Origin of the sequence: Actinoplanes sp. NPDC023714 (genome assembly GCF_040639855.1) — a bacterium.
GTDB lineage: Bacteria > Actinomycetota > Actinomycetes > Mycobacteriales > Micromonosporaceae > Actinoplanes.
The window spans coordinates 788,614-815,048 of sequence record NZ_JBFAAR010000003.1 but is presented as its reverse complement, the minus strand read 5'-3'; the positions used below and the strand labels follow the sequence as shown (position 1 = coordinate 815,048).

Genomic DNA, 26,435 nt, shown 5'->3' with positions numbered 1-26,435 from the left:
CCCTCCTCCATGTAAAGGACACTTGACATGGTGCGACCGCGTCGGCACGGTGTCAAGCTTCCTTTACATCGAGCAGATCGAGCAGGGCGGTCCGCCCGCTCGCGGTGAGCCGGACCGCACGCCCCGTCCCGATCCGCGTCAGCCACTCCCGCACGAACAGCTGCTCGCACAGCCGCGCGCCCGCCACGCCCGCGAGGTGGGGACGGCGCTCGGTCCAATCCAGGCAACCCCGGACCGAGGAGCGCCTTCCGTGTACGAGGGAAGCCCCGTCCACCCCGAGCGTCCCGGCGAACCACGCACGGCCGGCCGCGGTCAACGCGAAGCCGCCGGCCTGGTCGAGCAGCCCGCGCGCGGTCATCGCGTCGGTCACCGCCACCCCGAGCCGCCCGGCCAGATGGTCGTAGCAGGTCCGGCCGCGCCGCAGGGCCTCCGCAGCGGTGATCGCCTTCAATCCCCGGGGCGCCACCCCGGTTCCCGGAAGCGCACCCGCCACCCCGGTTCCCGGAAGCGCTCCCGCCATGTCGGTCCCGGGAAACGCACCCGCCATGTCCTCGAGGAGCTGCGCCACGGCCGGCCCGGCGAGCCGGACGTAGCGGTGCCGCCCCTGCCGCACCTCGGTCAGCAACCCGCCGGCGATCAGGCGGTGGAGGTGCCCGGTGGCGGTCGGGCGCGCCACCCCGGCGTGCGCGGCCAGCTCACCGGCGGTCCACGCCCGCCCGTCGAGGAGCGCCAGGCAGATGGCCGCCCGCGTCCGGTCGGCGAGCAGCCCGGCGAACGCGGCGAGCCCTTCAGCAGATCCCACGATCCGACGATAGGCGCCGCACGGTTCGGCACTCACCGAACAGTCCCGCCCCTACCGTCACCCCATGCAGCAGATCGACGACGCCCGGGCCGTGCTCGGCTCCCCCGATTTCGTGGTTCCGCCCGTGCCGCCCGGCCGGACCGGGATCGCCTGGCTGCGCGCCACCGTGGGCCGCTTCAGCAACGGCGCCACCCACGAACGCCGCCGCGCCATCCAGGTAGCCATCCTCGACGCGATCCCCCTGGCCCACCTCCGCGATCCCGGCCCGGCTCACCCGGTCGCGATCCTGGCCGCGGCCATGGGCGTCACCGAGCCGGTCGTCGGTCTCGTCCGCGCGGCCGCCCAGGCCTACCAGCCCGGCACCGGCGACGACGCCCTGGCGGACCCGGCCGTCGACGCCCTGGTCCGGGTGTTCGGCGGCACCTTCGACGAGGCCACGGCGGCCCGCATCGGCATCCTGGTTCAGGCCTGCGAGGCCACCGCCGCCCTCATCGCCCGTTCCCGCGACCGCACGATCGACGCCGTCCTGCGCGACGATCCCCCGGTGGTCGCGACCAAGCGCCAGGCCCTGACCGCCACCACGATCGGCGGCCGGACCGTCGAGGCCGGCGAGGTGGTCGAGGTCCGCCTCGCCGGCGACCTGGCCTTCGGCGCCGGCCCCCGCCGCTGCCCGGGCCGGGCACACGCCCTGGCCCTCGCGGAGGGAGCCGGAGATCCGGAGGGTCAGCGGGTGGTCAGTGGATAGGGGTCGTTCGCGAGCCAGCCGCGCAGCAGGTTCTGCTCGAACCGGTCGCCGGGCCGCTCGCTGACGCCGCCCGGCAGCGCGTCCAGGGTCCGCCATCCGGACGGCTGGGCCTGGGCCACGAAGCGGCGGGCCGGCACCAGGCTGATCACGAACTTCTCGGGGGTGTCGGCGCGCAGCGGGTGGCCCGCCACGTCCGGCACGTTGCCGGCGCCGTCGACCGGGATGCCGGACAGGCCGGCCAGCGGCGGCGCGAAGCGGTTGCCCGCCGACGGAACCGAGTAGGGCGCGCCCAGCGGTGAGACCAGCGTGATCCGGTGCAGCCTCCCCCACCGGTAGTCGTCCTGGTCGGTGGAACCGGCGAACGCCGCCTCGAAGGAGGGGCCGGCCGCCAGGGTCAGCGCGTCGCCGAGGCTCTTCAGCATCAGGTAGTCGCGCCGGGCCTCCGGGTCCTCGATGCCGGGCACCGCGAAGAAGTCGATGCCGGATTCGCCGGCGCCGCCGCGCGCGATCAGCCGCTTGAGGGCCTGCATCGCGTGGAAGTCGCCGGCCGGTGGCAGCCCGGCCTTCAGGTGCTTGTCGAAGACCTCGGTGACGAACCGGCCGCGCCACAGCACGTAGATCGTGGCGGCCACGCTGGCGTCGATCTCCTGCCGGGCAGGCGGGGCGAGCCGGTCGCCGTCGTCCGCGGCGTCGTAGCCCTCGGCGATGCCGGTCGGGAAGGTGTGGTTCCACCGGGCCAGGCGACCGGCCGCCTCGACGATGCGCTTGTCCGAGGCCAGGGCGGCCGGCGCCGGATCGGAACCGGACGCGGCCCTCTTCAGCGCGGCGGCGATCATCGGGGCGAAGAACTGCGCGTCGATCGCCGTGGTGTCGGCCTGCATGGCGACCACGTCCTCGGGCGTGATCCCGCCCCGGCGCACCGCGGCACGGATCATGTCGGTGATCCGCGCGGCCCGGAATCCGTTGTGGAAGAAGCTGACGTAGGAGATTCCGCCGCCGGGCCGCCGCTGGTTCAGCATGTCGTTGTCGAAGGTGTTCCCGGTCGAGTCGTTGTTCGCCGACACGATGAACCCGGACGACGGATTCACCACCGAGGGCAATTCCCGGAAAGGCACTATTTCGTACGGCAGCGCCTGATGTGGCTGCCGGTTCCGCACCGGGAGCCACTCATTGCCTCCGGTGCCGTCCCGGAGCAGATAGGGCGGGTTGCCGTGCACCTTTCCCGCCTGCAGGTCCTCGCGCACCGGGATCTCGGAATTGGTGAAGTAGGCGATCGTGCCCTTCACGTCGGCGTAGACGAAATGCTGCCCGCCCACGTCGAAGAACTGCAGCGCCTCGCGGAAGTCGTCCACGTCGCCGGCCAGGTTGAACAGCCGGAACGCGTCGAGCTCGGCGGACGGCGAGAAGCCGGTGTACTGCACCGACAACCCGGTGCCGGCCTTCTCGTCGTACGAGAGAAGGGGTCCGTTGTTGCGTCGCGGCACGATGAGCGTGCGGGCCGGGATCGCCCCGCCGGCGGGCACCACGTCGAGCGCGTCCTGTCGTCCGGCCACGCGCGGATTGACGCGGAACGTCTCGGGAATGGCGACGACGGGCTCGCGCCCGCCCCGATAGAGGGTGGACAGGCCGCTCGGCGACGCGGCGTCGGGCCGGACCTTCTCGACGTAGGTGTCGGTGACGTCCATGAAATGCTGTGTCGCGGCGTACGAAATCCTCTGATTCTGTCCCAGGATCACGAACGGCGCCCCGGGCAGGCTGTCGCCGCGAACGTCGAATCCGCCGCCGCGCAGATCGATCGGGTGGAATGTCGACGGCGATTCGAGGCTGAGGTGCGGATCGCTGGCGAGGATCGGCCGGCCGTTCGCGGTGTGCCGGCCGCCGATCACCCAGGAATTGGAGCCGCGGTCGCCGGAACGGTTCAGCGCCTCCTCGATCGGCGGGGCCTGGCGGGCTCGGGCGAGGTAGTCGTCCGCCATCCGCGTGACCGATTCCGGCTGGTCCACCCGCGGGGTCGGCCGGAAGTCCTCCCCCGGCGTGGCCTGCCGGAACGGCGCGAACGGCATGAGGTCGCCGAAGACCGCCTTCTGGCCGTCGTAGCCGGCCGCGTCGTAGGCGCTCACCGCCGTGGTCCGATCGATGTCGAGATCGAACGAGAGGCTGAACGCCAGCGTCTTGATCACGACGAGACTGTCCACCTCGGTCCACGGCGCCACCTTCGTGACCCGCACGGTCCGATACTGCTCAGGCAGATCGCCGCGCGCGAGCCATTCGTTGACCCCTTCCGTGTACGCCCGGAGTGCCGTGCGGGTGTCCGCCGACAGAAGCGTGAGGCCCTTCTCCGCGGTGCGGCGCAAACCCATGGTCCGCATCTGGACGTCGCTCGGGAGGGCGCTGCTGCCGATCAGTTCGGCGAGGGTGCCCGATCCCCGCCGGCGCGAGACGTCCATCTGGAACATCCGGTCCTCGGCGTGCACCCGGCCCTGGAGGCGGAACAGGTCGTACTGGCTCCCGGCCCGCAGGTGCGGAACCCCGTTGACGTCCCGGGTCACCGAAGCCGGGGCCGCGGCCGCCGGTGGCGCGCCGCTGAACAGGCCGGCCACCAGGGCGCCGGTGGCGAGCAGAGCGATGTGGGCTTTGGGCATGGAGGTTTCTCCCCTCGAGCCGTTCGACTGGCACACAGCGTTCGGCCGACCCCGCGGCTTAGACGGAGATCGATCGGTGTTGTGACCGGGGTCACATCTCGGCGGCCGTTGTCCCACTTGCGACAGGGCCGGATCAACGACACGGAATCCGAGCGATCGGTGCCAGTCTTCACGTTTCCCACGGACCGCCCTCGCAGCGGAGATCAAATGTTCGAGAACGGACACATCGGGGACCTCGCCGGGCCGTACGCGGTCGGCGCCTGCTCCCCCGACGAGACGGCCGCCGTCGCCGAGCACGTGACCACCTGCCCGGCCTGCGCCGCGGAGATCGACACGCTCTCCCGCACGGCCGAGTGGATCGGCGCGTCCGCGGCCCGCCGGCCGGCGCCCGCCCTGCGCTCCCGGGTGCTGACCGCCGCCCTCGCGGCCCGGCCGGCCCGGCTCACCGAGGCGCGCCGGCTCAGCGACGTCTACGCCGCCCAGGTGGCCGAACTGGACACGCTGCTGGCCGCCCTCAGCGCCGACCAGTGGCGCCGCCCGTCGAAACCACACCCGACCGTGACCGCTCTGATGGTCCACCTGTCCGGCAACGATCGCCTGGTCGCCGCCGCGGCGGGGATAGGCGGACCCCATGCCGGCGCCGGCGCCGCGCGCTGGAACGGACGAGGCGCCGACCCGGCGAGCGCCGGCCCGCGGCACACCCACGGGGACGACGCCGAGCCACCGCAGGCCGGCATGCCGCGGACGCGCGGGGACGACGCCGAGCCGTTGGAGGCCGGCACATCCCCGGCCCACGGGCGCGGCGGCATTCCGGTGGGTGGCGGGGCTTCCGACGTACGCAAGGAATGGCGCACCCAAGCCGGCGCCATCATCGCCGCGCTCAGCCACGCGGATGCCGGTCTTCTCGGGCGGGAAGTGCGGCTCGCGGGGCGCCGGGCGCTGCGGCGGCCGATGCGCGAGGCGATGATCCAGCGTGGATTCGAGACGTGGATCCACGCCGAGGACGTGCGGGCGGTGCTCGATCTGCCGCCGCAGCGGCCGAACGGGCGGCAGACCGCGGACATCGTCGGGTTCGCGCTGGCGCTGCTGCCGGCGGCCATGCGAGCGGCCGGCCATCGCGGCGCGGTCCATCTGTCGCTGACCGGCGAGGGTGGCCGCGACCACCTGGTCGGCGAGGGCGTCGCGGTCGCCGAGGTGTCGATGCCGGCCGACCGATTCTGCCGCCTGCTCGCCGGGCGGCTCCAGCCGGAAGTGGCCGGCGCGGCGGTCAGCGGCGATGCGGCCGCCGCGAACGGCCTGCTCACGGTGGCTTCGACGATGGGGTGTGAGTGAGATGCGCACACTTCCGGACGCTGAGGACGTGCGGATCCGCGACGGGTTGATCGCCGGTTCCGAGGAGTGCCTGGCGGAGGTGTACGACACCTACAGCCCGCTCGTCTACGGCCTGGCGCTGCAGACCACGCGCGATCGCGGCGCGGCCGAGGACATCACCCAGGAGGTCTTCGTCGACCTGTGGCAGCGGCCCGAGCGGTTCGACCCGCACCGGGCGCCGCTCGGCGGATGGCTCAGCATGATCGCCCGGCGGCGCGGGATCGACTGGGTGCGCCGGCGGCGGGCGCAGGCCCACGCGCTGGCCTACGTGGTCGAGGGCGAGCCGGAGCATCGGGTCGAGGAGGCCGTGCTGGTGTCGGCCACCCATTCGCAGGTGCGGCGGGCGGTCGCGGACCTCCCGGCCACGCATCGGCAGGCGGTGCTGCTCGCGTACTACGACGGGCTGACCTACCGGGAGGTGGCGGTGGCGCTGAACATCCCGGAGGGCACCGCGAAGTGGCGGCTGCGCAACGCGCTGCACCGGATCGGCGAGCGGCTCACCGCCGAGGGCATCCACTCGGAATGATTTGTTTGATCGTTTTCGGGTACCGCGACGGTGTGACCGCGCGCGACGAGAATCACCGGGACCGGACCGCCGCTGCGATGCACGACACCGCCGAACGGCTGGAGATCGCCGAGGCGATCCTGCATCGCAGCGCCGAACGGTCGCCGGACGCCGCCACGAATGCCCGGCTGCACAGGCTCGGCTCGGAGGTCACCGCGCAGGCGAAGGACATCGACAAGCGGGCTGATCGTCTCTCCGAAAGCTGATGACGGCCCGGAACCCGGCGGAGGCCGGCCCCGTCGAAGCGGCATGACGGATCAGAGACGCCGATGGGCGGTCGTGGCAGTGGCCACGGCCGCCCTCTCCGGCTGTGGCGGAACCCCCGAGCCGGCCGCCGCCGAGTGGCGGGAACCCGCCTCCTACCGCTACGACCTCGATTCCCGGTGCGGGGAGCGCGCCCTGATCGGGAAGTTCCGGATCACCGTCGAGCAGGGCGCGGTCAGCGCCGCCGAAAGCCTCGACGAGGGCGGCGAATGGGCGGTCGAGACCCTCGGCACCGAGCGGATGCCGACGCTGGGCGACCTCCTCGGCCAGGTGGACACGGCCCGGAGCCAGGGCGCGCACATCGCCGAGGTCACCACCGACCCGGCCGGCCGGCCCGCCGGGATCAGGATCGATTCCGAGGAGAACGCCGTCGACGACGAGGCCTGCTACACGATCACCGGTTTCAGCACCTCGTAGAGCGACGCTTCGCTCGCCGAGCGGTGAGTTTCCGGTGCGGCCGTGGTCTACCGGGGTGACGGACCAACGAGGAGGACATCATGGGCATCATCGCCATCGACCTGTTCACCACGCTCGACCTGGTCGCGCAGGCGCCGGGCGGCCCGGAGGAGGACCCGGAGAACGACTTCCCGTTCGGCGGGTGGCAGGCGCCGCTCTTCGACGAGGCGGTCGGCGAGCGGGTCGAGGCCGGCATCCGGAAGACCGACGCGCTGCTGCTGGGCCGGCGCACCTACGACATCTTCGCCGCGTACTGGCCGCACCAGGAGGACGGTGCGAACAGCAGCATCGCCGCGACCTTCAACCGGATCCCGAAATACGTCGCCTCCCGCGGCGCCCCGAAGCTGACCTGGGCCGGCTCGTCGCAGCTCGGCGCCGACCTGCCGGCCGCGGTCCGCGAGATCCGTGACCGGCACGAGGACGTCCACGTGATCGGCAGCGTCAACCTGGTGCAGTCGCTGCTCCGCGAGCGGCTGTTCGACCGGCTCAACCTCTTCGTCTACCCGATCGTGCTGGGCACCGGCAAGAAGGTGTTCGACGGCGGCGAGGTGCCGGCCAACCTGAAGCTGCTCGAGCCCGCTGTCACGTCGCCGAAGGGCGCCGTGATGCTCAGCTACGGCCTCGAGCCGGGCACGCCCGCCACCGGAGACATGGGCGACCTCTAGTCACCCCGTTCACGCTTCCCGCATGAGGACGTAGCTCAGCGCGTGCCACGAGACCGGCGGCATCAGGACCTCGGTGCCGCCGGGGCGCACGGCGAGCGTGACCCGGTCCGGGTTGTCGGCCGTGTTGGTGAGGTGCGGGTCGGCGTTCGCCAGCACGAGGTGCTCGCCGGGGCGGAGCACGCCGAACGCCCGCAGGTCCAGGCGCAGCGGGATCGGCTCGGTGCCGCGGTTGACAGCGAACACCGTGAGATCCCGGCCGTCCAGGGTGGCCACCGCGTCGACGGCCGGGACGTCGCCGTACCGGCCGGTCGTCATCGGCGGCGCGGTGAGGGCGGGCCGCAGCACGGTGCCGCGGGCCAGCCGCGCGGTCCGGGCGAACGGATGGAAGATCGTCTGCCGCCAGGCCGGGCCGCCCGGCAGGGTGCGGATCGGGGCGATGATGTTGACGAGCTGGGCCTGGCAGCCGACGGTGAGCCGGTCGGCGTGGCGCAGCATGCTGATCAGCAGGTTGCCGACCACCATGGCGTCGGTGACGGTGAAGTCGTCCTCGATCAGCGCAGGGTTGTCCTCGATGCCGCGGTTCTCCGGCTCGACGTGCCGCGACTTGTACCAGACGTTCCACTCGTCGAGGGCCAGGTTGATCCGCTTGGTGCGGCGCAGCTTCGCCCGGACGTGGTCGGCGGTGGCGAGCACCGCGTCGATGGACGCGTCGAGGTGCACCGCCGAGGCCCGGAAGCTCGCCTCGTCGTACTGCTCGGGGTCGTAGTAGGCGTGCAGGGACAGGTAGTCGACCTGGTCGTACGCGTGCTCGAGGACGGTCGCCTCCCACGCCGCGAACGTCGGCATCCCGGCGTCCGAGCTGCCGCACGCGACCAGCTCGATGCCCGGGTCGACGCGTTTCATGGCGTGCCCGGCGCGGGCGGCGATCCGGCCGTACTCCTCGGCCGTGCGGCTGCCGATCTGCCACGGGCCGTCCATCTCGTTGCCGAGACACCAGAGCCGGATGTCGTGCGGCCGGGCCACGCCGTGCTCGCGGCGCAGGTCGGCCGCGGCCGTGCCGGCGTCCAGATTGCAGTACTCGACCAGCTCGGCGGCCTCGGCCGGGCCGCGGGTGCCGAGGTTGACGGCCATCATCGGCTCGGCGCCGGCCAGCCCGGCCCAGCGCATGAACTCGTTGAGGCCGAACGCGTTGCTCTCCAGGGTGCGCCAGGCCAGGTCGAGCCGGCGGGGCCGGTCGCCGGCCGGGCCGACGCCGTCCTCCCATCGGTACGCCGAGACGAAGTTGCCGCCCGGATAGCGGACGGTCGTGACTCCCAGCTCGCGCACCAGGTCGAGCACGTCGGTGCGCAGGCCGCCTGCGTCGGCCCGGGGGTGCCCGGGCTCGAAGACGCCGGTGTAGACGCAGCGGCCCATGTGTTCCACGAAGGACCCGAAGAGCCTCCGATCCACCGGGCCGACGACGAAGGCCGGGTCGAGGGTGAGCCGGGCCACTGTCATGAGGTGGTCCCCCTTCAGCTCCGGCGGCACAGTCCAGGACTCTACAACGCCGGCGGACCGCCTACGGTGATCACATGAGATCGACCGATGTGACGACCCGACCGGACGCTGCCAGGGCCATCGCCACCGCCGTGCTGGGACGCGACCCCGGGCCGATGACCGTGGCGGACAGCCTCTCGCACGCGGTCCACGTGGGCGCCGACGTCGTCGTGAAGGTGATCGACTCCGCCGGCCACGCCCGGCTGGACCGGGAGATCGCGCTGAGCTCGAGCCTGCCGGCCGGGCTCACGGCGCGGCTCCTCGGCAGCGGGGTGCACGGGAGCGGGGTGCGCTACGCGGCCTACGCGCGGGTGCCCGGGACGGTTCCGGGGATGGGCCTGCCCGAGGCCGGCGAGGGCACCGCCGTGTCGCTGGCGCGGCAGGCCGTCGAACGGCTGCGAGTCCTGCACGAGTGGGTTCCGCCGGCCCACGCCGCGGAGGTGCTGCGGGAGCCGCTCGACCACGGCGGCTTCGCGAGCCGGGCCGGGCTGCTCGCCGAGATCGAGGGCCTGACGGCGATGGACGTGCCCGGCCTGTCGCCCGCTCTTCTCGACGGGCTCCTGTCCATCGCCGGGCGGGCGCCGGAACGGGCCGCCACGACGACGCCGGTGCACGCCGACTGCCACTGGGGCAACTGGCTCGCCTGCGACGGGACGCTCACGGCGCTGCTCGACTTCGAGTGGGCCCGGTTCGGGGAGCCGATGGACGACTGGTTCTTCGTGATCGCGGACAGCGGTGCGCACACGACGGCCGTCCTCGACGCGGTCGCCGGGGAGACCGGGCTGCCGGAGGATCACCTCCGCGCGGCCTGCGAGGTCCGGGAGGCGAACTATCTCGCCGCGGACATCCGGATCGCCGGCGGGGAACTGCTGCGCAAACGCGTGAGCCGGCTGCACGAGGTGGTCGCCGATCGCTTCTGGTGGCGGCGCGCGCCGTGAGCTGATGTCCCACCCGTACAGAAGAGGCAGGGCCGGAAGCGAAAGCTCCCGGCCCTGCTCATCGGTGGTCTTCTAGAGCGGCAGCCAGAGGGAGAGGACGTTCGGCGGCTCCCAGCCCGCGAGTGACGTGTGGGCCTGGCGGCACTGGTAGCGCGCGCCGTTGTAGGTCACGACCGCGCCGGCGGCATAGGCGACGTTCGGCTGCCAGGAGGTGCCGGACGGGGCGGTCGTGGTCGGGGCGGTCGTGGTGGGGGCGGTCGTCGGGCTGGTCGTCGGCGTCGTGGCCGTAGGCGTGCCGCAGCCTCCGTAGATCTTGAACTCGAACAGCGAGTAGCCGTAGGTCGTGCCCCGCGCCGTGCCGTTCATCCGGACGTAGCGGGCGTTCCCGCTCAGGGCGAGCGTGTCGGTTCCGCCGTCACCTTCGGTGACGGTCGCGGCGGTGGTCCAGGTGGTGCCGTCGGTCGAGGTCTGGATGGTGTACGCCCTGCCGTACGCGGCTTCCCAGGTCAGCTCCGCGCGGGACAGCGCCCGGGTGGAACCGAGGTCGACCTGCAGCCACTGCGGGTCCGCGAAGGCGCTCGACCAGCGGGTCGTCGCGTTGCCGTCGACCGCGTTGGCGGCCGGGTAGCCCTCCTCGACCGACGACGAGGTAGCCGCCCGCCCCTGCGAGAGAAGTGAGCAACCGGCCGAGGGAGACGGCGACGGCGTCACCGTTCCCCCGCCGCTCGCGTTGCCGCCGCTCCAGGTGAGGCCACCCACCGTAGCCGTCTTCCCCGGCGCGACACTCATCGTGCGCCCGTCCGAGAACGCCACGTTCAGCGTGCTGTTCGTGATGTTGGCGGCGACGTAGGTCTTCACGCCGTTCTTGGTGAACACCTTGGCGAGCGGATGGTTGGCCGTCACGGTCTTGTCGATCGTCCCGAGGGCCGCGAGGTTGCGGATCCAGTGGAAGGTGTGCGCCTTGCTCTCGCCCTCCTCGGAGGTGTAGTTCCCGCCGCTCGCCCGGAACTTCGCGAGCGCCGCGTCCGGATCGCCGAGCGCCAGGAACTGCCAGTGCATGTCCCGCCACTGCTGCGGCTCGCCGCCGTTGTTGCGGACCAGCTCGGCATACGTGTTGATCACCGACTGCGGGTGGTCGCCGAGGTAGAGCTGCCCGCCGGTCATCGGCAGCATGTTGATGCCCACGACCAGCGCGTGCTCCCCGCTGAACCAGGTGGCGTACGCGCCGCCGGAACCCCACACGATGGCGGCGTAGTTGTGCCCCCACTGGGACGGGAAGTTCTCGCCGGTGACGTCGAACCAGTACTCGTTGATCGCCGCGGCCTGCGTGGTGTGCAGCCAGATGCCGGCGTCCCGGACCGCCGTGTTGCCGGTCGCCTGACCCCACTGGATCAGCGCGTTGGAGAAGTTCTGCCCCTCCGACGACGACTCCTGGTTGTTGCCCGCCCCGAACGCGCCGTGCCCCGAAGCCCAGTCGTGGCCGGCGTAGATGTCGAAGTCCCGCAGGTACGGGAACCGGGTGTCGGCGCGGTCGTAGTTGTTGGCGTCCCGGATCAGCAGGTCGACCATGCCGCCGTACCGGCCGCTCGACGCCCAGTTCGGGTCGAACTTGGCGAGCGTCGCGGCCGCCGCGACGTAGTAGCCGTAGTGGAAGTGGTGGTCGTTGAGGTCCTCGTCGGAGGCGTACGACGCCGGGTAGCCGATCAGGGTCCCCCAGTTCCTGTCGTAGTAGAAGACCCGCGAGGTCTTGCCGGCCGACGCCGTGAACCAATCGGTGAGCCGGGTCCGGATCACAGTGAGCGCGCTGTCCCGGACGCCGGTGAGGTTGAGCTGGTCGGCGATCTCCGCGATCCGGGCGGCGCGGCCGAGGCCCTTGCCGGTCCAGTAGGTGTCGTCACCCCGGAAGTCGGCCGGGTTCGCCAGCTCGGCGTTCAGGTAGTTGGTGATCGTGGTGAGGTCGGCGCCGCTGCCGTCCGCGACCGCCGGGATCTCCGGCAGCACGCCGGTGTACTTCATGGTCGTCTGGAACTGCGTGCCCGTGACGATCTTCATGCGGCCGCGCGGCGAGACGTAGGTCTGCGGCGACGGCGTCGACCCGGTCAGGTACCGCCACTGGTGCGGGTAGAGCGCGATCACCGTGCCGGTGCCGGTGCCCTCGCGAGCGGTCGTGGTGAATCCGTACGTGGTGCTGACCGTCCCGCTCGCCTGGTTGTAGGAGTAGGAGACCCGCGTGCCGGTCACGTGGTTGTGCGCGTACCGATTCCAGCCGTCCGCCAGGGCGATCTTGTCAGCGACGCTGGTCGCCGACGTCGTCGGCAGCACGCCGACCGTGAAGTACCCCTTTCCGGCGAGGCTCGACCGGTACGTGTTGCCGCTCGCCGTCCAGGTCGCTCCCGCCGGGGCCCACGCCACGTAGTCCTGGCCGGCGATCGAGAACCCGAGCCGGTTGCCGCTGTTCGACCACGCCGTGGGCGGGCCGGTCACGGTGATCAGGGCGTCGCCGCCGGTCGCCTGGAAGTAGGTCAGCGGCAGGCCGTGGCCGATCGTCGCCTTCAGCGTGCGCGTGCCGTCACGCCACGACGGGGTGACCGTCCAGTCCGTCCAGTCGTCGACGAGCGCCTTCGGCGCGTTCAGGCCGGCAACCCCGACAACCAACTTCTGAGCGTACGGGTAGTGGTACTCACCGAGGCCGGTCGGGCTGCCACTGATCGCGGGCGTCTGTTCGTACGAAAAACCAAGCCCGCTCGAAACGGGACGGTAGGCGGCCGGGTGCGCGTAGAGGGCTTGCGAGAAGGCGCAGTCGTCACCCTTCTTGAACAGCAGCGACGACCACCAGTCGTTGGTCGGCACGGCACCCTTCGGCGCGTTCGCGGTGACGTTCTCCCGCGGATTCGCCGACACGTTTCCACAGCCGGTCGGCAGTTTCGCGCCGGCCGGAAGCGTCTCGGTGTAACTGCCGGCGCCGACCGTGGCGGCATTCGCCGTCCCGGTCATCGACACGGCCAGAATGCCGGAACTGACGGCCACCGCGGCGGCTATCAGGCCGGCCAGTCGCGGCGGCTTGCGGCGGGCGGACAAGGCCATGGAGAAGCCTCCGGTTCGGGGATGACGGGGGATTTCAGCGCTGTGAGAGCGCTCTCACGCCGTGACGGTAACTGCCGTAATCGGTTCGGTCAATGTGTCAGGCCGGTTACGGAACACTGATGAGCATGCTTTTCACGCTGCCGGCCCTGGACCTCTCCGACCTCCGGACCGTGCAGGAGGCGGCGACCATGCTCGACGGACTCCGGACGCATCTGCGGTCCGGGCCACCATGGGAGCGGCCGCCGGAATCGCGGAGGCGGCCGCCGCGGCGGTGCGGGGGCCGGGTCGCGATCCGTACGCGTAGGCCGTCCTCACCCCGGATCCTTCCCGGGCGGTGAGGACGGCGGGAAGCCCGGCGGCCAAGGCTGGGGCGGTGGCGGCTGCCACGGCGACGGCGGGGACGGCGGCGTCCAGGGCTGGGCGGGCGGTGGCGTCCAAGGCTGGGCGGGCGGTTGCGGCCAGGACCGGGTCGGCGCTTGTGGCCAGGACTGGGCGGGCGGCTGCGGCCAGCCCTGGGGTGGGCGCTGCTGCCAGGCCTCGTGCGGGGGTCGCGGGGGCCGGGGCGGGTGGGGCCAGAACGGTGCGCGGGCCGCCTTCAGCCACTGCCAGGTCGCGGCCACGATGATCCAGCCCTGGGTGAGGATGACCTCCCCGAGGGCCTCCGGCGGCCGCGGCAGCAGGCTGAGGGCGAAGACGGCCGGGAGGGCGATGGCCGCGTACCAGGCCAGGCCGCGGCGGCGCCACCAGATGCCCACGAACATCGGGATGGAGAAGCAGGAGAAGAGGAATTCGAAGGTGGCCTGCCCGGGCTGGTCGGCCACCCGGTTCTCCAGCGATATCCGATCCCCGGCCGTCTGCGACAGGACGAGCACCACGAGCGTCGCCAGCAGGATCTTCGTCTGCAGGAGGCGGCGCCGGCCGATGGCGGTCATGGCCGGGCGCTGCTCGCCGGCCCGGGTCGCACGGCGGCGGTGGAGCTCGTCGGCGGCCGCGACGACGGCCAGGAAGAGCTGGGCGTAGAGGAAGGCGACGACCGGTATGACCATCTCGATCGGCTGGGACGGCGGCACCGACGGGATCATCAGGCCGGCGAGCACCACCAGCGGCGCGACGCCGAGCGGCCAGATCGGCCGGCGCAGCCGGTCGAGGCCACGCACCGCGACCATGACGAGCAGGGTCCCCGGCAGCACGGTCAGGGCGGCGCCCGACCCCAGGTTGCCCTCGGTGAGCGCCACCCACGTGAAGACGGCCGTCGCCAGCACCCACAGGACGCCGCCGACGCCGAGCAGGGTGGCCGGCAGGCGGCGCCGGACCCTGTCCAGCGCCGCGTCCACCGCGTCGAACACCACGTCCATCCGGACATTGAACACCGCGGATGGAAGGGCGGGGACGGGTATTACAGGCCGAGCAGGTGGTGTACGCGCACGCCGGCGGCCGCCAGCAGGTGGAGCGTCCCCTCGTTGAAGGCGCCGGGCCGGCCGTCGAGCACGCAGATCGCTCCGACGACGTGCCCGTCGGCGTGCATCGGCACCCCGGCGTAGGAGCGCAGCTCCGGAAACACGGTGGCGGTCCGCAGCACGCCGCCCGGCTCCTCGTGCATGTCGCCGATGACGCGGGGCCGGTCGTGGCTGGCGACGGTCAGGCACGGCGACCATGCGGCCGGCATGCCGCGGGACTCCCGTACCCAACCTCCCAGGCCCGATGCACCCGCCGCGACCACCACATGGTCCAGAACCAGGGTGATCGCGGATGCCGTGGCGCCCGCCTCGGCGGCGATGCCGGCGGCGATCGCGTCCAGGTGGCCGGCGACGCGCATGCCGACCCGGGCGATGCGGCGCACGGCGGCCTCGCGGTTGTCGAAGCCCACGTCGAGCGAGCAGGTTTCGAAGCTGAGCATGCGAACACCGTACGGATGGCCGGTTTCGAACCGGGAGCAGAGCGCCTCTCAGTCGGTAGTGATCAGTACCTTGCCCACGACTCCCCGCTCGACGGCGTCGTGGGCCTCGGCCGTGCGCTCCAGCGGGAAGTGGTGCAGCGGCAGGCCGTGCTCCTCCCCCACCGGCAGCGCGCCGTCGCGCAGGGCCGCGCCGACGTCCTCGGCAGCGGCCTGCAGCGCCTGCTCGCCGACCGTGTAGAGGATGAGGAACTGCACCCGGGCGTTGATCATCATGTGCGGGCGGATGTCGAACGCCGCCGTGTCGCCGCCGTTGTTCGCGTAGATCGCGATGGTGGCGTGGTTCGCGGCGACCGCCTGATTGAGCTCGGCGTTCCGGGCCACCGACACCTCGACGATGATGTCGACGCCGTCCGGGGCCACCGCGCGGATCTCCTTCGCCGGTTCGCCCCTGGTGTAGTCGACGACGTGGTGGGCGCCGGCCGCGCGCGCGAGGGCCGCCTTCTCCGGGCTGCTCACCGTCGTCACGACGGTCGCGCCGGCCCACCGGGCCAGCTGGATCGCGGCATGGCCCACCGCGCCGGCGCCGCCGGCGACCAATACGGTACGGCCGTCGAGCGCACCCGGCTCGAGACGGCTCGGGCCCGCCTCCGACACGGTCAGCGCCCGGTGCGCGGTGACCGCGGGGACGCCGAGCGCGGCCCCGGTGTCGTACGAGACGCCTTCCGGCAGCGGGAACGCGTGCGCGGCCGGGACGATCGAGTATTCGGCGGCGGTCCCGTACGGGCCGGTGTGCGCCGCGAGCATGACCCACACCCGGTCGCCGGGCCGGTGCGACAGCACGCCCGGCCCGACCGCGTCGACCTCGCCGGCACCGTCCATGTTCGGGGTGACCTCGGCGAACCCGAGGTCGCCGGCCGCGCGGCGTTTCCAGTCGGTCGGGTTGACGCCGGACCGGTGGATCCGTACCCGGATCTCGCCGTCGCCGGGCTCGGGCAGGTCACGCTCGACGAGCGTGAGGACGGTGCTGTCGCCGGTGCCGCTGAACACGATCGTCTTCATGGGTTCGAACCTACGTCCTTTCGACGCGCTCCATGGCCGTCGTCGCGGTCCGGACCAGCGCCGCGATCTCCGGCGATCGGCTGCCGGCCGGCCAGGCCAGGACCGTCGTGATGTCCGGGGCGTCGACCACCGGGACGGCCACGTGCTCCGGCCACTGCCAGGCGCGACTCGAGGCGGGGATCACGAGCAGGGTACGGCCGAGCGCCACGAGCTGGGCGAGCTGCGACTGGGTGCGCACCTCCGGGCCGGGCCCGTCCGGATAGGTGCCGTCGAGTCGTGGCCAGCGCGCCATCGGCAGGCCGGGGACGGCGCCGGCCTCGGCGAGCGTCAGGCTGTCGCGGGTCGCCAGCGGATGGGCCGCCGGGACGATCGCCACCTGGCCCTCGGTGTGCAGGTCCTCGGTGTCGAAGCCGGCCAGGTCGTCGACCGGGCGGTGCATGATGGCGACGTCGGCCCGTCCGTCGCGGAGGAAGTGCGCCTGCTCGCCGACCTCGCAGAGGACGACCTCGGGCTGGCTCTCCACCGCGTCCAGCAGGCGTCGCAGCAGCTCGTGCGAGGCGCCGGCCTTGGTCACGAGGACGAGCGGGCGGTGCGGATCACCGGCCCGGCGGGTCCGGCGGGCGGCGGCCGCGACCGCGTCGAGGGCCGTGCCGGCCTCGCGGACCAGCACCCGGCCGGCGTCGGTGAGCGCCACCCCGCGGCGGTCCCGGTCGAACAGCCGGACGCCGAGCCGCCGCTCGAGCAGGCCGATCGCGCGGGACAGGGGCGGTTGCGCGATCCCGAGACGGGCCGCCGCCCGGCCGAAGTGCAGCTCGTCGGCGACCGCGAGGAAGTAGCGCAGTTCGCGGGTCTCCAGGTCGTCCACGGACACAGTTTATGGGGGCTGATATCCGCAGGGTATTACGGCGTACCCGAATGGTGTTGGACCTTTCCTCCGGGCCGGCGGAACATCGCTTTCATGAACGGCACCAAAACCGCGCTGGTCACCGGCGCGAACAAGGGAATCGGTTTTGCCATCGCCCAGGGTCTCGCATCGATGGGCTTCAGAGTCGCCGTGGGGGCGCGCGACCTCGAACGCCGCGAGGAGGCCGTCGCGAAACTGCGCGCCGAAGGGGCGGACGCGTTCGGCCTCGCCCTGGACGTCACCTCCGACGAAAGCGTCGCCGCGGCCGCCGCCTCACTGTCCCGGCTCGATGTCCTCGTCAACAACGCGGGCATCGCCGGCGGCTTCCCGCAGGAGACGACCTCGCTCGACCTCGGCATTCTACGCACCGTGCTGGACACCAACGTCTTCGGCGTGCTGCGGGTCACCAACGCGATGCTGCCGCTGCTCCTGCGCTCGGAATCGCCGCGAATCGTCAACATGTCGAGCAACATGGGCTCGCTGACGCTGCGGACCGGGCCCATTCTGGCAGCCTATGCGTCATCCAAGACGATGCTCAACAGCATCACCACACTGTACGCACGGAGTCTCGCGGAGACGCCCGTCATCGTCAATTCCGCCTGCCCCGGCTATGTGGCCACCGAATTCACCGGTTACGCCGGTTCGCGAATGCCCGCGGAAGGCGCCGCCATCGCTCTCCGATTGGCGACCCTCCCCGACGACGGCCCCCGAGGCGGCTTCTTCGACGACGCCGGAGTCGTTCCCTGGTGAACACACACATCAGCCCGGCGCCTTCCATCGGCGCCGGGCTGATGCCACGCGGTGCCGGTGTGCAGGTCGCCGATCGGCGAGTGGCGCGGCACGGCTCCAGCCGGACTGGTATTCCGTGACGGCATAAGTGGTGAGGCCCTGGGACACTGGGCACACCGGCAATGATTCACAACGGCCGGGGCCCTCGGTTCATTCCTCGGCGGCGGTGAGCCCGGTCACCCCCCGGTGGGGGGTCAGGCCCGCAGGACCGGGCGGACCTCGACCCAGCCGTCGATCACGGGGATCATGCGGCCGATCCAGACGGCGGGGCAGGCTCACGCGGCGACGTCAGCAAGTGACGGCCGCGGGCATGTGCCACGATCGGCTCGTGCGCAACGAGCAGCGTCTCCCGACGCGGACGGCCGAATCGCGAGCGTTCGCGCAGCGGGTGCAGGTCGCGATGACCCTGTCGGCGCGGCTCAACGCGCTGCCGTTCGAGGACCTCGGCGCGCGCCGCGCCCTGCTCACCGAGATCTTCGGCGGGCCGGTGCCGGAGTCGCTGTCGATCCTGCCGCCGTTCCACTGCGACTACGGGCTGGGGGCGAGGTTCGGCGAGCGGGTGTTCATCAACCAGGGCTGCTTCTTCCTCGACTACGGCGGCATCACCGTCGGCGACCGCGTCATGATCGGGCCCCGGGTGACGCTGAGCACGGCCGGGCATCCGGTCGAGGTGGACGAGCGGTTCGACTACATCACGCACGCCCCCATCGTGATCGAGGACGACGTGTGGATCGGCGCGGCCGCCACCGTGACGCCGGGTGTGACGATCGGCCGGGGCTCGGTCGTCGGCGCGGGCGCCGTGGTGGCGAAGGACGTGCCGCCGCTGAGCGTCGTGACGGCCACGAGCATCGTCGAGCGGAAGCGCCTGAAACCGCCGTCCTGAACAGCTCAGGCCCCGTCGTCTCAGGCCCCGTCGTCTCAGGTTCAGTCGCCCGGCGCTCCACCGCCAGTCCAGCGAGTGCACCCACGGACGGGCCGCTTCCGGCGTACGCAAGATCTCGAGTCCTCTGGCCCGGGGCAGGAGATTGCCACCCTCGACCAGGTGGAGATCCCGCCCCCGGAAGCGCCGCTCGGCCCGGCACTCGTCGGGGCCGCTGACCCACACCATCACCCCGCCGTGCTCGAAGACCGGTTTCGTCGCCGGATCGACGGCGAAGTAGACCGCCTCCAACTCGACCGGATCGAGGAGGCGCCGCCGTTCGCGGGCGTTGTACCACCGCAGACTGATCACCCGGACAGTGTGCCGGGGCGACGGCCCGGCACGGCGGGGTGAACGCCGATCCCGACGTCTCCCCGGGCGTAGTTGCCGCAGGACGTCACGTTGTTCAGGTAGTTGTTGTAGAGGTGCGCGTACTGCAGGTTGTCCGCGCTGGGGTTGCGCTGGTTGGAGTTGTAGATCCAGTTGTGGTGGATCGTCATCCGCGCGGTCACGTTCGTGGTCCAGCCGATGCCGAAGGTCTTGTTGTGGTCGCCCATCCGGTTCCACGAGACGGTGATGTTCGTGCTGTCCTTGCGGCTGTCGATGTAGCCGTCGTTGGTGTTCGTGAACGTGTTGTGGTCGATCCAGACGTTCGACGCGGTGTCCATCTGGATGCCGTCGTAGTCGAAGTCCTTGTCGTCCGGGTCGTCCGAGGCCATCGCCGTGTCGCCGATGGTCAGGTTACGGATGATGACGTTCTTGACGCCGGTCCCGAGGAAGAAGCCGCCGTTCTTGATCCGGCCGGTGGTGCCGAGCCCGACGATGGTCTTGTTGGACTTGACCGGGATCTCGTGGCCGTACGGGGTCACCGTGATGGTCCCGGAGACGCGGATGATGTGGGCCGTCGAGGCCGTCGCGTACTTCACCAGGTCGGCGAAGTTCGTGACGGTGACCGTGGTGCCGCCGGCCCCGCCGGTGGTGCCCTGCGCGAACCCGTCGGCCGTGTTCGACCACTGGCCGGGGGCGCTGCCGGCCGCCGTGAACGACCACTGCATCCGGGCGATGTCCGAGCAGGCCTCCTGCACGATCGGGTTGTTGCCGGCGGTCGAGCCGTCCTTGTTGCTGACGCACAGCCCGTTCACGGCGCTCTTCACCGTGAACTTGCCGGCCGCCGCCGAGGAGGCGGTCAGCGACCAGGTCTGGTTGGCGCCGGCGCCGCACCTGCCACAGCTGGGTGCCGGCGGTCGTCGAGGAGTTGGGGACGTCCACGCACTGCAGGCCCCGTATCACCCGGATGACAGTCTCCTGCACCACGTCGTCGGCGTCGGCGTGGCCGTTGAGCGCCCGGCCGACCACATCGGACACCAGCGGGAGGTGATCGGTGAGCAACTGCTCCAGCGCGGCACGGTCGCCGCGCTGGGCCGCACGGACGAGCTCAGGGACGGACATGCCTACTGATGTCGGGCCGCAGCCCCCGGATAACGGAAATCAGCCCTCGGCGTGCTCCGGCGTCATGTCGTACTCGTCGACGTCCAGGACCGCCCGGGTGGCGTGCAGGAAGTCGAGAACCGCGCGGCCGAGATGCCAGCCGAGCAGGTTCGGGCCCTCGTCCCGCCCCCGGCCGGCCGTCGAAGGAGCGCACCATTCCCAGGACGGCGCCGGCCTCCCGGTCCCCGGCGAGCAGGCGGCCGATCCGCGCGGTGGGCGGCGGCGCCGGTCACGGGTTGACCTGTACGACGTTCGCCTACGTCCTCGGAGGCCGTGCGTCATCCGATCAGCGTCCTGCTGACCCCGCTGATCCTGAGCACCTGATAGACGATGCCGGTCGCGTTCACGACGCGGAAGCCCAGGCCCGTCAGCGCGGCGGCCTCCCGGCCCTGCAGGAGCGCCCGCACGCCGGCCGCGGCCAGAAGGGTCACCCTCCCGAGGTCCACCACGATCTCGGTGGCGTCGATCCGCGCTGCCGCGCCCGCGATCCGGGCGGCCAGGTCGTCGCAGGTGTGCTGATCGAGTTCGCCGGTCACCACGAGCCGGGACACACCCGCCCCCTCGTCCCGCCTGACCACGGCGAACGGCGTCTCCATCGAGTCCTCCCCCGGTCCAGCTCGGGACCGGCCCGTGGATGTCCACAGTCAACTGATTCAAACTTGCCGCCTGGCCAGCAGCAGCTCGTCCAGGTCGCGGTCCACCTCCGCCCGGATGACCACGACGGCCAGGGCCACCGCGTCGCGCAGCGTGTCGCAGGTGTCGCAGCGATGTCGCGCGCACTCCGCCTTGTGGACCGCCGCGGTCGAGAAGACGGCGCCCGCCAGGGTCTCCGCCTCGAGGACGTGCCGCGCGCCGTCGGGGATCCGGGACATGTCGAACTCGGCGCCTTCGAGAACCCATTGCGGCAGGTCGTAGGCGTGGGCGAGGCGGCGGCTGCGGGCCAGGTGGACGGTGAAGGGGTTCATGTCCGGATGCTAGGCCCGAGACAAGGGCCTGCAGGTGCCAACCCGGAGCAGCGACGGCCTCGGAACGATCACACTGGATGGGCCCGGTGCTGGTGAGGGAGCCTGCAGCGGGACGGCACGCGGACGGTGGCTTCACCCGGTCGGGCGCCTGACGAACAGCAAGGGTGAGCGTTCAACCCATACCTTTCCGGGTGGCGTGGGCGGACGCTGAGCCGCATGACCGGATTCCGGATCTGGCCGGCCGTGGCGCCGGCGGCCTCGACACCGCGTCCGGGTCGAGCACGGCGGTGGAACGCTACGACCCGCGTACCCGGAAGTGGACCACGGTGGCCTCCCTCCACCAGTCCCGGCGGGCGCCCGGCGTGACCGTCGTCGAGCGCGGCCACGACACCCTGGTCGTCGCCGTCGGCGGCTGCGAGACAGTGGCCGGCACCAACGTCGCGCAACGACGGACCACCGAGGTCTACAGCCTCCGCACCGGCCGCTGGCGGACCCTGACGGCCCGCATCCCCGGCGGCCGGTGCAGCCTCGGCGCGGCCACGACGGCCGGCGGCACGGTGCTGGCGATCGGAGGCGCCACCGCCTTCCCGACCGTGGTCGCGACGGCGGAGGTGCTCGCGCTCCGGCCGTGAGGCCGTGAGCGGCGTCTCATCGCCCGAAGATCTCCGGCTCGATCAGCGGGGTCAGCGCCCGCGAGTAGGCGACCGTCAGGTGGTTGCCGTCCCGGTAGACCAGGGTGTCGCCGACGATCGGCGGGCAGACCGTGCCGGCGCAGAGCCACGGCGCCGGGTCGACCACGTGGATGCCGGCCCGGCGGGCCTCCTCGGCGATCAGCGCGCGCCGGCCCGGCCGGACGATGCCCTCCGCTCTGGTCTGGTCGCAGGCGCGGATCTGCCAGGCGTTCCCGGCGAGGCACTCCGGGGTGGTGCCGACCGGCCGTACGGTGTCCTGGATCTGCACGACCGGGATGCCGGCGAGCTGTTCCCAGGTCGTCCGCCAGCCCTCCATCCAGGGGTCGTGATCGTCCAGGGGCATGATGGCGCCGGTCGCGCCGACGAGGCCGCCGTTGTCGCTGTCGTTGGAGGAGAGCACGACCAGGTCGGGCTTCTCGGCGCGGACCCGGTTCAGGACGGCGTCGCGCCACTGGACGCACTCGGTGTAGGGGCGTTTGAGCGGGCCGCTGTAGTTCAGCACCGACGGCATCTGGCAGGCCGCCTTCGTGAGCGCGACGAGGCGCCAGCCTTCGGTGCGGGCAGCCTGCTCGACGGCCGGGAACCAGTGCGCGGCGTGCGAGTCACCGATGAGGAAGAGGGTCCGGGTGGCGGAGACGGAGCCGTAGACGCAGGGCCGCAGCTCGGTACTCCGGTAGTCGAGGTGGCAGTCGTCGGCGTAGTGGCCGGGGTCCTCGGCGCCGGCGTCGACGATCCGCGGTCGCAGGTTGGACGGCATCCGGAACTGCCCGGACGACGCGGTGATCAGCTCGGTGAGGCGGGCCTGCGGGTCGGCCGCCGCGGCGATCTCGGCGGCCGTGCCCGGGGCGGCCGGGCCGGTCGGCAGCGGCGGTGTGAAGCGGCCGGCCACCACCGTCACCGCGACGGTGAGCAGCGAGAACGCCAGGCCGGCGAGCAGGCCGCGGTGGGCGCGGACCCGCAGCCGCGGCTGGTTGCGGAACGGGTTCTCCACCAGGTGGTACGTCGCGAGCGCGAGCAGCAGCGCGACGGCCGCGAACAGCAGGTTCAGGGTGACCGAGGGGTCGCGGACCACGGCGGCGGGCCAGATCGTCAGGACCGGCCAGTGCCACAGGTACCAGCCGTAGGAGAGCTTTCCCACCCACCGCATCGGCGCGACCCCGAGCAGTGGGTTGCGACCCGCGATCACGGCGGCCGCCCCCAGCGCAGGGAGCAGCGCGGCGTACCCGGGAAAGGGGGTTTTCTCGGTGAAGGTGAACGCTGCCGCGGCGATGGCCGCGAGACCCGCCCAGGACAGGGCCGTCGCGACGCGGGCCGGGATGCGGGTCAGGTGAGCGGCGGCGACCGCGAGCAGCGCGCCGAAGCCGAGCTCCCAGGCGCGGGTGTGCGAGCCGAAGTACGCCTGCGGCGCCGAGGTGCCGGTCTGCTGCACGCTGAGTGCGAGCGAGACGACGATCAGCACGCCGAGCGCGGCGACCAGCAGGCGGCGGCTGCGGATGGTGATCAGCAGGAGCAGCGGCCAGACCAGATAGAACTGCTCCTCCACGGCGAGCGACCACAGATGTTGCAGCGGCGACGGGTCGGCGCCGGCGTTCATGTAGTCGACGCCCTCGGCCGCGAGCCGCCAGTTGATCCCGTAGAACGTGCTGAACAGCGCGTCCAGGGTGATCCCCCGGAACCGGGTGGCCGGCAGCCAGAACCAGGCCGCCGCCACCGTCGCGAGCACCACCACGGTCACGACCGGCAGCAGCCGCAGCGCCCGGCGGGCATAGAACCGGGGCAGCGAGATCGAGCCGGTGCGGCCGTGCTCCCCCAGCAGCAGACCCGTGATCAGGAAACCGGAGATCACGAAGAAGACGTCCACGCCCACGTAGCCGCCCTCGACCCGGCCGACGCCGGCGTGGGCCAGCACCACGAGGGTGACCGCGACGGCGCGCAGCCCCTCGATGTCGGGACGGAAACCGGGAGAGGAGCCGGGGCGGCCCGGGATACGCGCCTCGGCCCGCCTCGACGCGTTGATCACATCGAGCACGCCGGATTGCACCAGCCGCAGGGAAACAACCGGTGCACCGCGGCCGAACGGCAGCCGGTCGCCGCGCGAATCATCGCGCGGCGACCGGGCCGATCAGGACGGGACTACCGCCACTTCTGGTTCGCGCCGGTTCCACACGTGTAGAGGGCCAGCTTCACCCCGTCGGCCTTGTTGCCGTTCGGGATGTCGATGCACTTGCCGGTCGCCGGGTTACGGATCGTGTCGTCGGTGTAGTAATGCCACACCTGCGCGGCGCTGGTGCTGCAGTTCCACAGCTGGATCTTCGTACCGTTGGCGGAGCTTCCGCCGTTCACGTCGATGCACTTGCCGTTGAGGCTGAGGAAGTTGTCGTTGAAGATGAAGCCCTGCGAGGGGCTGCCGTTGCAGGTCCACACCTCGAGCTGCACGCCCTGCTCGTAGTTCCCGTTCGGGACCGTGATGCACTTGCCGTGCAACGAGCTCACGATGGTCCGGTCGTAGATGCCGGACCGCCAGGTGACCGCGTTGTCGCTGTTGCGGTAGAGCACCAGGTGGCCGTCGGCCTGCATCTTCAGCGTGCTCGGGCCCTTGCCGTAGGTGTTCGAGGTCCAGACCGGGGCGCCGTCGGCGCGGTAGAGCACCAGGTTGCCGTCGAGCTGGTTGGCGAGCCGGACGCCGGTCGTGGTCTTCGTGGACCAGATCGCCTTCGGGCCCTTGGAGACCACCACGTTGCCGTCGGTCTGCAGCCGGAGGCCGAAGCCGACGGGGTGCTGCAGCACCTTGGCCTCGGACAGCTCGGCGCCGGCGAACAGCTGGTTGTTGTTGGCGTAGAACTGCTGGTTGGCGCCGTTGTTCACGTCGAACGTGAGGGTCGGCGCGCCGGCCACCTTGCTGGCGTTCTGGACCGTGATGGCCCGGTTGACCAGCTTGTTGACCCAGATGAAGTTGTCGCCCACCTTCGTGTACGAGAAGTCCTGGTCGGCGGCGTTGTCACAGGTCCGCACCACGAACATGATGTTGTTGGCGGCCGTGTTCGAGGCGAGGCTGACGCACTTGGTCCGGTCCCAGGCGTTGATGAGCCGGTACGTGGCGGTCGTGTTGTAGGTGCGCGTCGCGACCCAGCGCTGCCTGTTCGAGTCGGCGCAGTCGGCCTGCACCAGCAGCTTGCCGTTGGTGACCGCGTCATCCTGGGTGGCGAGGCACTTGCCGGAGTTCAGGTTGGTCCACTGCCACGGCTTGCCGCCGTTGGGCCGGTTCGCGGTGTCCGGCGCCACCTGGTACTGGCCGAGCAGCAGGAAGTCGCTGATCCCGTCGGCGTTGCGCATCAGGGCGTGGGTGGCGGCGGTGACGAGGTTGTCCTTGCCGTCGACGCCGGCCTTGGTCCGCAGGCTCAGCACGGCCTGCCGGTCGGCGGCGGCGCGCTCGGCGAGCAGCCGGTCGCGGTCCCTGCCGTTCGCCGCATGGATCTCCTTGTCGATGAAGTTCCACCAGACCGCCGGGTCGCTGCTGCGGATCGTCTTCTCCGCGGCGGCGCGGATCTCGATGCGGCGCGGGTCGGTCTCGACCTGCTCCCAGATCCAGCGCACGTAGTTGTCGTCGGTCATGGCCAGCTTGCCGGCGTCGGCGAGGATGCCGAGCACGGCGGCGGCCGCGGTCATCCGGCCCTCGCGGGCCAGCTTGGCAGCCAGCTCCTTGTCCCTGTCGATGATGATCTGGATCTCGTCCTGCACGTCCTGCTCGGCGGCGGTCTTCACCCCGTTGGTCAGGAACTCGCGCTGCGCGGCGGCGTCACCCTCGAACGCGGCCAGCGCGGCGGCCTTCACCCGGGCGCCCGCCGCCCGCTTCCAGATCTCGTAGATCACGTCGCGCTCGGGCAGGATCAGCATCTCGCCGTCCGCGTCGACGGTGATCCGCGCGGCCGCGTACGCCGCCCGCTTCAGGTCACGCGCCTGCCGGGCGGCGGCCTCGTCGGCGATCTTCTTGGTGTCGTCGGCGATCTTCGCCTCGAAGATGCCCTGCAGGATGAACTCCTTGCAGACCGTCTCGATGGTGTCGTTGCTCGCCGACAGCGCGAGCTCGGCGGCGGTCCGGATGAGCGGGAAGCTCGCCGAGTTCTGCCAGATCTTGAAGACGAAGTTGCGGTCGGACTGGCTCAGCCAGTCCTCGCCGGGCTCGATGCCGATCTCCCGGGCGGCGCGGACCTTCTGCGCCTCGTCGGTGGGCAGGCCGTCGTCCTCGGCCGCGGCGGCGGACTCGGCCTGCACGGCCGCCGGCGCGGCGACCTTGGCCTTCGAGGCGGACACGGTGGCGGGCGCCTGCGTCGGTGACGCGGGCACGGTGGGCACGGGCGCCGGCGCGGCGAGGGCCGGCCCGCTGAGAAGTGTGACGAGCGCGGCGGTCGCGGTCGCGGTGAGCAGTCCACGCAGGACGCGTGGCCGCCTCATGGCTGTGTTCAAAGCAGTCCCCGTTGTCGGTGAGAAGGCGGCTGGTCCGACGCCGCCGCATGTCACCGCGCCCGTGGCGCTCTCGGTAGCGCCTCTCCGGCGCGGGCCGTCGAACCGTAACCACGGCAATACACCGACGTCAAGGCGACTTCCAAGGATCTACTTCAATGTAGAAATGCCGGGGTAGCGGGACGATCGAGGC

The 26,435-nt window shown here is 71.7% G+C and carries 24 protein-coding genes and 1 pseudogene; 10 read left to right on the top strand and 15 right to left on the bottom strand.

Annotated elements, in window-relative coordinates:
• Nucleotides 1–52: 52 nt before the first annotated feature.
• A complete protein-coding gene (locus tag AB0G10_RS19090; protein ID WP_360922892.1) occupies nt 53–802 on the bottom strand; it encodes a winged helix-turn-helix domain-containing protein in 750 nt (249 codons plus the stop codon).
• Nucleotides 803–866: 64 nt separating this feature from the next.
• Between AB0G10_RS19090 and AB0G10_RS19085 the strand changes: the two genes are divergently transcribed.
• The gene (locus AB0G10_RS19085; RefSeq protein ID WP_360922889.1) at nt 867–1,547 is read left to right on the top strand and encodes a hypothetical protein; all 681 of its coding nucleotides are present in this window, start codon (nt 867–869) and stop codon (nt 1,545–1,547) included.
• Here AB0G10_RS19085 and AB0G10_RS19080 read toward each other — a convergent pair.
• The gene (locus AB0G10_RS19080) at nt 1,526–4,189 is read right to left on the bottom strand and encodes a penicillin acylase family protein (protein ID WP_360922886.1); all 2,664 of its coding nucleotides are present in this window, start codon (nt 4,187–4,189) and stop codon (nt 1,526–1,528) included. The two genes, AB0G10_RS19085 and AB0G10_RS19080, sit on opposite strands and share 22 nt — an antisense overlap.
• A gap of 207 nt (nt 4,190–4,396) precedes the next feature.
• On the opposite strand from AB0G10_RS19080, the gene AB0G10_RS19075 reads away from it, so the two are divergent.
• The 5 genes from AB0G10_RS19075 (at nt 4,397) to AB0G10_RS19055 (ending at nt 7,510) form a co-directional block, all read left to right on the top strand.
• Nucleotides 4,397–5,521, top strand: a complete 1,125-nt coding sequence (locus tag AB0G10_RS19075; RefSeq protein ID WP_360922883.1) for a zf-HC2 domain-containing protein — start codon at nt 4,397–4,399, stop codon at nt 5,519–5,521.
• 1 nt (nt 5,522) lies between these two features.
• Entirely contained in the window at nt 5,523–6,086 is a 564-nt protein-coding gene (locus AB0G10_RS19070) for a sigma-70 family RNA polymerase sigma factor (RefSeq protein ID WP_360922880.1), read from the top strand.
• 32 nt (nt 6,087–6,118) lie between these two features.
• The gene (locus tag AB0G10_RS19065) at nt 6,119–6,331 is read left to right on the top strand and encodes a hypothetical protein (RefSeq protein WP_360922877.1); all 213 of its coding nucleotides are present in this window, start codon (nt 6,119–6,121) and stop codon (nt 6,329–6,331) included.
• Between the two features lie 43 nt (nt 6,332–6,374).
• Nucleotides 6,375–6,806: a DUF6174 domain-containing protein gene (locus AB0G10_RS19060; protein ID WP_360922874.1), complete on the top strand. Its 432-nt coding sequence runs from the start codon at nt 6,375–6,377 to the stop codon at nt 6,804–6,806.
• Nucleotides 6,807–6,886: 80 nt separating this feature from the next.
• Nucleotides 6,887–7,510: a dihydrofolate reductase family protein gene (locus tag AB0G10_RS19055; protein WP_360922871.1), complete on the top strand. Its 624-nt coding sequence runs from the start codon at nt 6,887–6,889 to the stop codon at nt 7,508–7,510.
• Nucleotides 7,511–7,519: 9 nt separating this feature from the next.
• On the opposite strand, the gene AB0G10_RS19050 is transcribed toward AB0G10_RS19055, so the two are convergent.
• On the bottom strand, nt 7,520–9,007 hold the full coding sequence (locus AB0G10_RS19050) for an alpha-N-arabinofuranosidase (RefSeq protein ID WP_360923071.1): 1,488 nt from the start codon (nt 9,005–9,007) through the stop codon (nt 7,520–7,522).
• A gap of 74 nt (nt 9,008–9,081) precedes the next feature.
• Here AB0G10_RS19050 and AB0G10_RS19045 point away from each other — a divergent pair, with 74 nt between their 5' ends.
• Nucleotides 9,082–9,984: a phosphotransferase gene (locus AB0G10_RS19045; RefSeq protein ID WP_360922868.1), complete on the top strand. Its 903-nt coding sequence runs from the start codon at nt 9,082–9,084 to the stop codon at nt 9,982–9,984.
• A 72-nt stretch (nt 9,985–10,056) separates the two neighbouring features.
• Here the strand turns inward: AB0G10_RS19045 and AB0G10_RS19040 are convergent, their stop codons facing one another.
• From AB0G10_RS19040 to AB0G10_RS19020, 5 genes are all read right to left on the bottom strand, one after another.
• Nucleotides 10,057–13,068, bottom strand: coding sequence for a glycosyl hydrolase (locus tag AB0G10_RS19040; RefSeq protein WP_360922865.1), 3,012 nt, complete (start codon nt 13,066–13,068; stop codon nt 10,057–10,059).
• A 311-nt stretch (nt 13,069–13,379) separates the two neighbouring features.
• Nucleotides 13,380–14,423, bottom strand: a complete 1,044-nt coding sequence (locus tag AB0G10_RS19035) for a hypothetical protein (RefSeq protein WP_360922859.1) — start codon at nt 14,421–14,423, stop codon at nt 13,380–13,382.
• A 41-nt stretch (nt 14,424–14,464) separates the two neighbouring features.
• Complete coding sequence (locus AB0G10_RS19030) at nt 14,465–14,965, bottom strand: GAF domain-containing protein (protein WP_360922856.1); 501 nt, start codon at nt 14,963–14,965, stop codon at nt 14,465–14,467.
• Nucleotides 14,966–15,013: 48 nt separating this feature from the next.
• Nucleotides 15,014–16,024 (bottom strand): NADPH:quinone reductase, encoded by a 1,011-nt coding sequence (locus AB0G10_RS19025; protein WP_360922853.1) that lies wholly within the window; start codon nt 16,022–16,024, stop codon nt 15,014–15,016.
• 10 nt (nt 16,025–16,034) lie between these two features.
• The gene (locus AB0G10_RS19020; protein WP_360922850.1) at nt 16,035–16,889 is read right to left on the bottom strand and encodes a LysR family transcriptional regulator; all 855 of its coding nucleotides are present in this window, start codon (nt 16,887–16,889) and stop codon (nt 16,035–16,037) included.
• A gap of 93 nt (nt 16,890–16,982) precedes the next feature.
• Here AB0G10_RS19020 and AB0G10_RS19015 point away from each other — a divergent pair, with 93 nt between their 5' ends.
• Together AB0G10_RS19015 and AB0G10_RS19010 are read left to right on the top strand one after the other, a co-directional pair.
• The gene (locus AB0G10_RS19015) at nt 16,983–17,678 is read left to right on the top strand and encodes an SDR family oxidoreductase (protein ID WP_360922847.1); all 696 of its coding nucleotides are present in this window, start codon (nt 16,983–16,985) and stop codon (nt 17,676–17,678) included.
• A 367-nt stretch (nt 17,679–18,045) separates the two neighbouring features.
• Complete coding sequence (locus AB0G10_RS19010; protein WP_360922845.1) at nt 18,046–18,600, top strand: sugar O-acetyltransferase; 555 nt, start codon at nt 18,046–18,048, stop codon at nt 18,598–18,600.
• Nucleotides 18,601–18,944: 344 nt separating this feature from the next.
• Here the strand turns inward: AB0G10_RS19010 and AB0G10_RS19005 are convergent, their stop codons facing one another.
• The 5 genes and pseudogenes from AB0G10_RS19005 to AB0G10_RS18985 form a co-directional block, all read right to left on the bottom strand.
• Nucleotides 18,945–19,790 carry a hypothetical protein gene (locus AB0G10_RS19005; protein WP_360922843.1) on the bottom strand — a complete coding sequence of 282 codons (846 nt, stop codon included), beginning with the start codon at nt 19,788–19,790 and terminating at the stop codon, nt 18,945–18,947.
• A 169-nt stretch (nt 19,791–19,959) separates the two neighbouring features.
• Nucleotides 19,960–20,085: pseudogene (locus AB0G10_RS19000) on the bottom strand (hypothetical protein); the annotation flags it as partial.
• 39 nt (nt 20,086–20,124) lie between these two features.
• The gene (locus tag AB0G10_RS18995) at nt 20,125–20,406 is read right to left on the bottom strand and encodes a hypothetical protein (RefSeq protein WP_360922840.1); all 282 of its coding nucleotides are present in this window, start codon (nt 20,404–20,406) and stop codon (nt 20,125–20,127) included.
• Nucleotides 20,403–20,720, bottom strand: coding sequence for an STAS domain-containing protein (locus AB0G10_RS18990; protein WP_360922837.1), 318 nt, complete (start codon nt 20,718–20,720; stop codon nt 20,403–20,405). Before AB0G10_RS18990 ends, AB0G10_RS18995 begins: the two co-directional genes overlap by 4 nt.
• 57 nt (nt 20,721–20,777) lie before the next feature.
• Nucleotides 20,778–21,089: a hypothetical protein gene (locus tag AB0G10_RS18985; RefSeq protein ID WP_360922835.1), complete on the bottom strand. Its 312-nt coding sequence runs from the start codon at nt 21,087–21,089 to the stop codon at nt 20,778–20,780.
• A gap of 191 nt (nt 21,090–21,280) precedes the next feature.
• Here AB0G10_RS18985 and AB0G10_RS18980 point away from each other — a divergent pair, with 191 nt between their 5' ends.
• Complete coding sequence (locus AB0G10_RS18980; RefSeq protein ID WP_360922832.1) at nt 21,281–21,721, top strand: hypothetical protein; 441 nt, start codon at nt 21,281–21,283, stop codon at nt 21,719–21,721.
• 16 nt (nt 21,722–21,737) lie between these two features.
• Here AB0G10_RS18980 and AB0G10_RS18975 read toward each other — a convergent pair whose 3' ends face one another.
• Nucleotides 21,738–23,822: an acyltransferase family protein gene (locus AB0G10_RS18975; protein ID WP_360922829.1), complete on the bottom strand. Its 2,085-nt coding sequence runs from the start codon at nt 23,820–23,822 to the stop codon at nt 21,738–21,740.
• Between the two features lie 92 nt (nt 23,823–23,914).
• On the bottom strand, nt 23,915–26,233 hold the full coding sequence (locus tag AB0G10_RS18970) for a ricin-type beta-trefoil lectin domain protein (RefSeq protein WP_360922826.1): 2,319 nt from the start codon (nt 26,231–26,233) through the stop codon (nt 23,915–23,917).
• Nucleotides 26,234–26,435 lie beyond the last annotated feature (202 nt).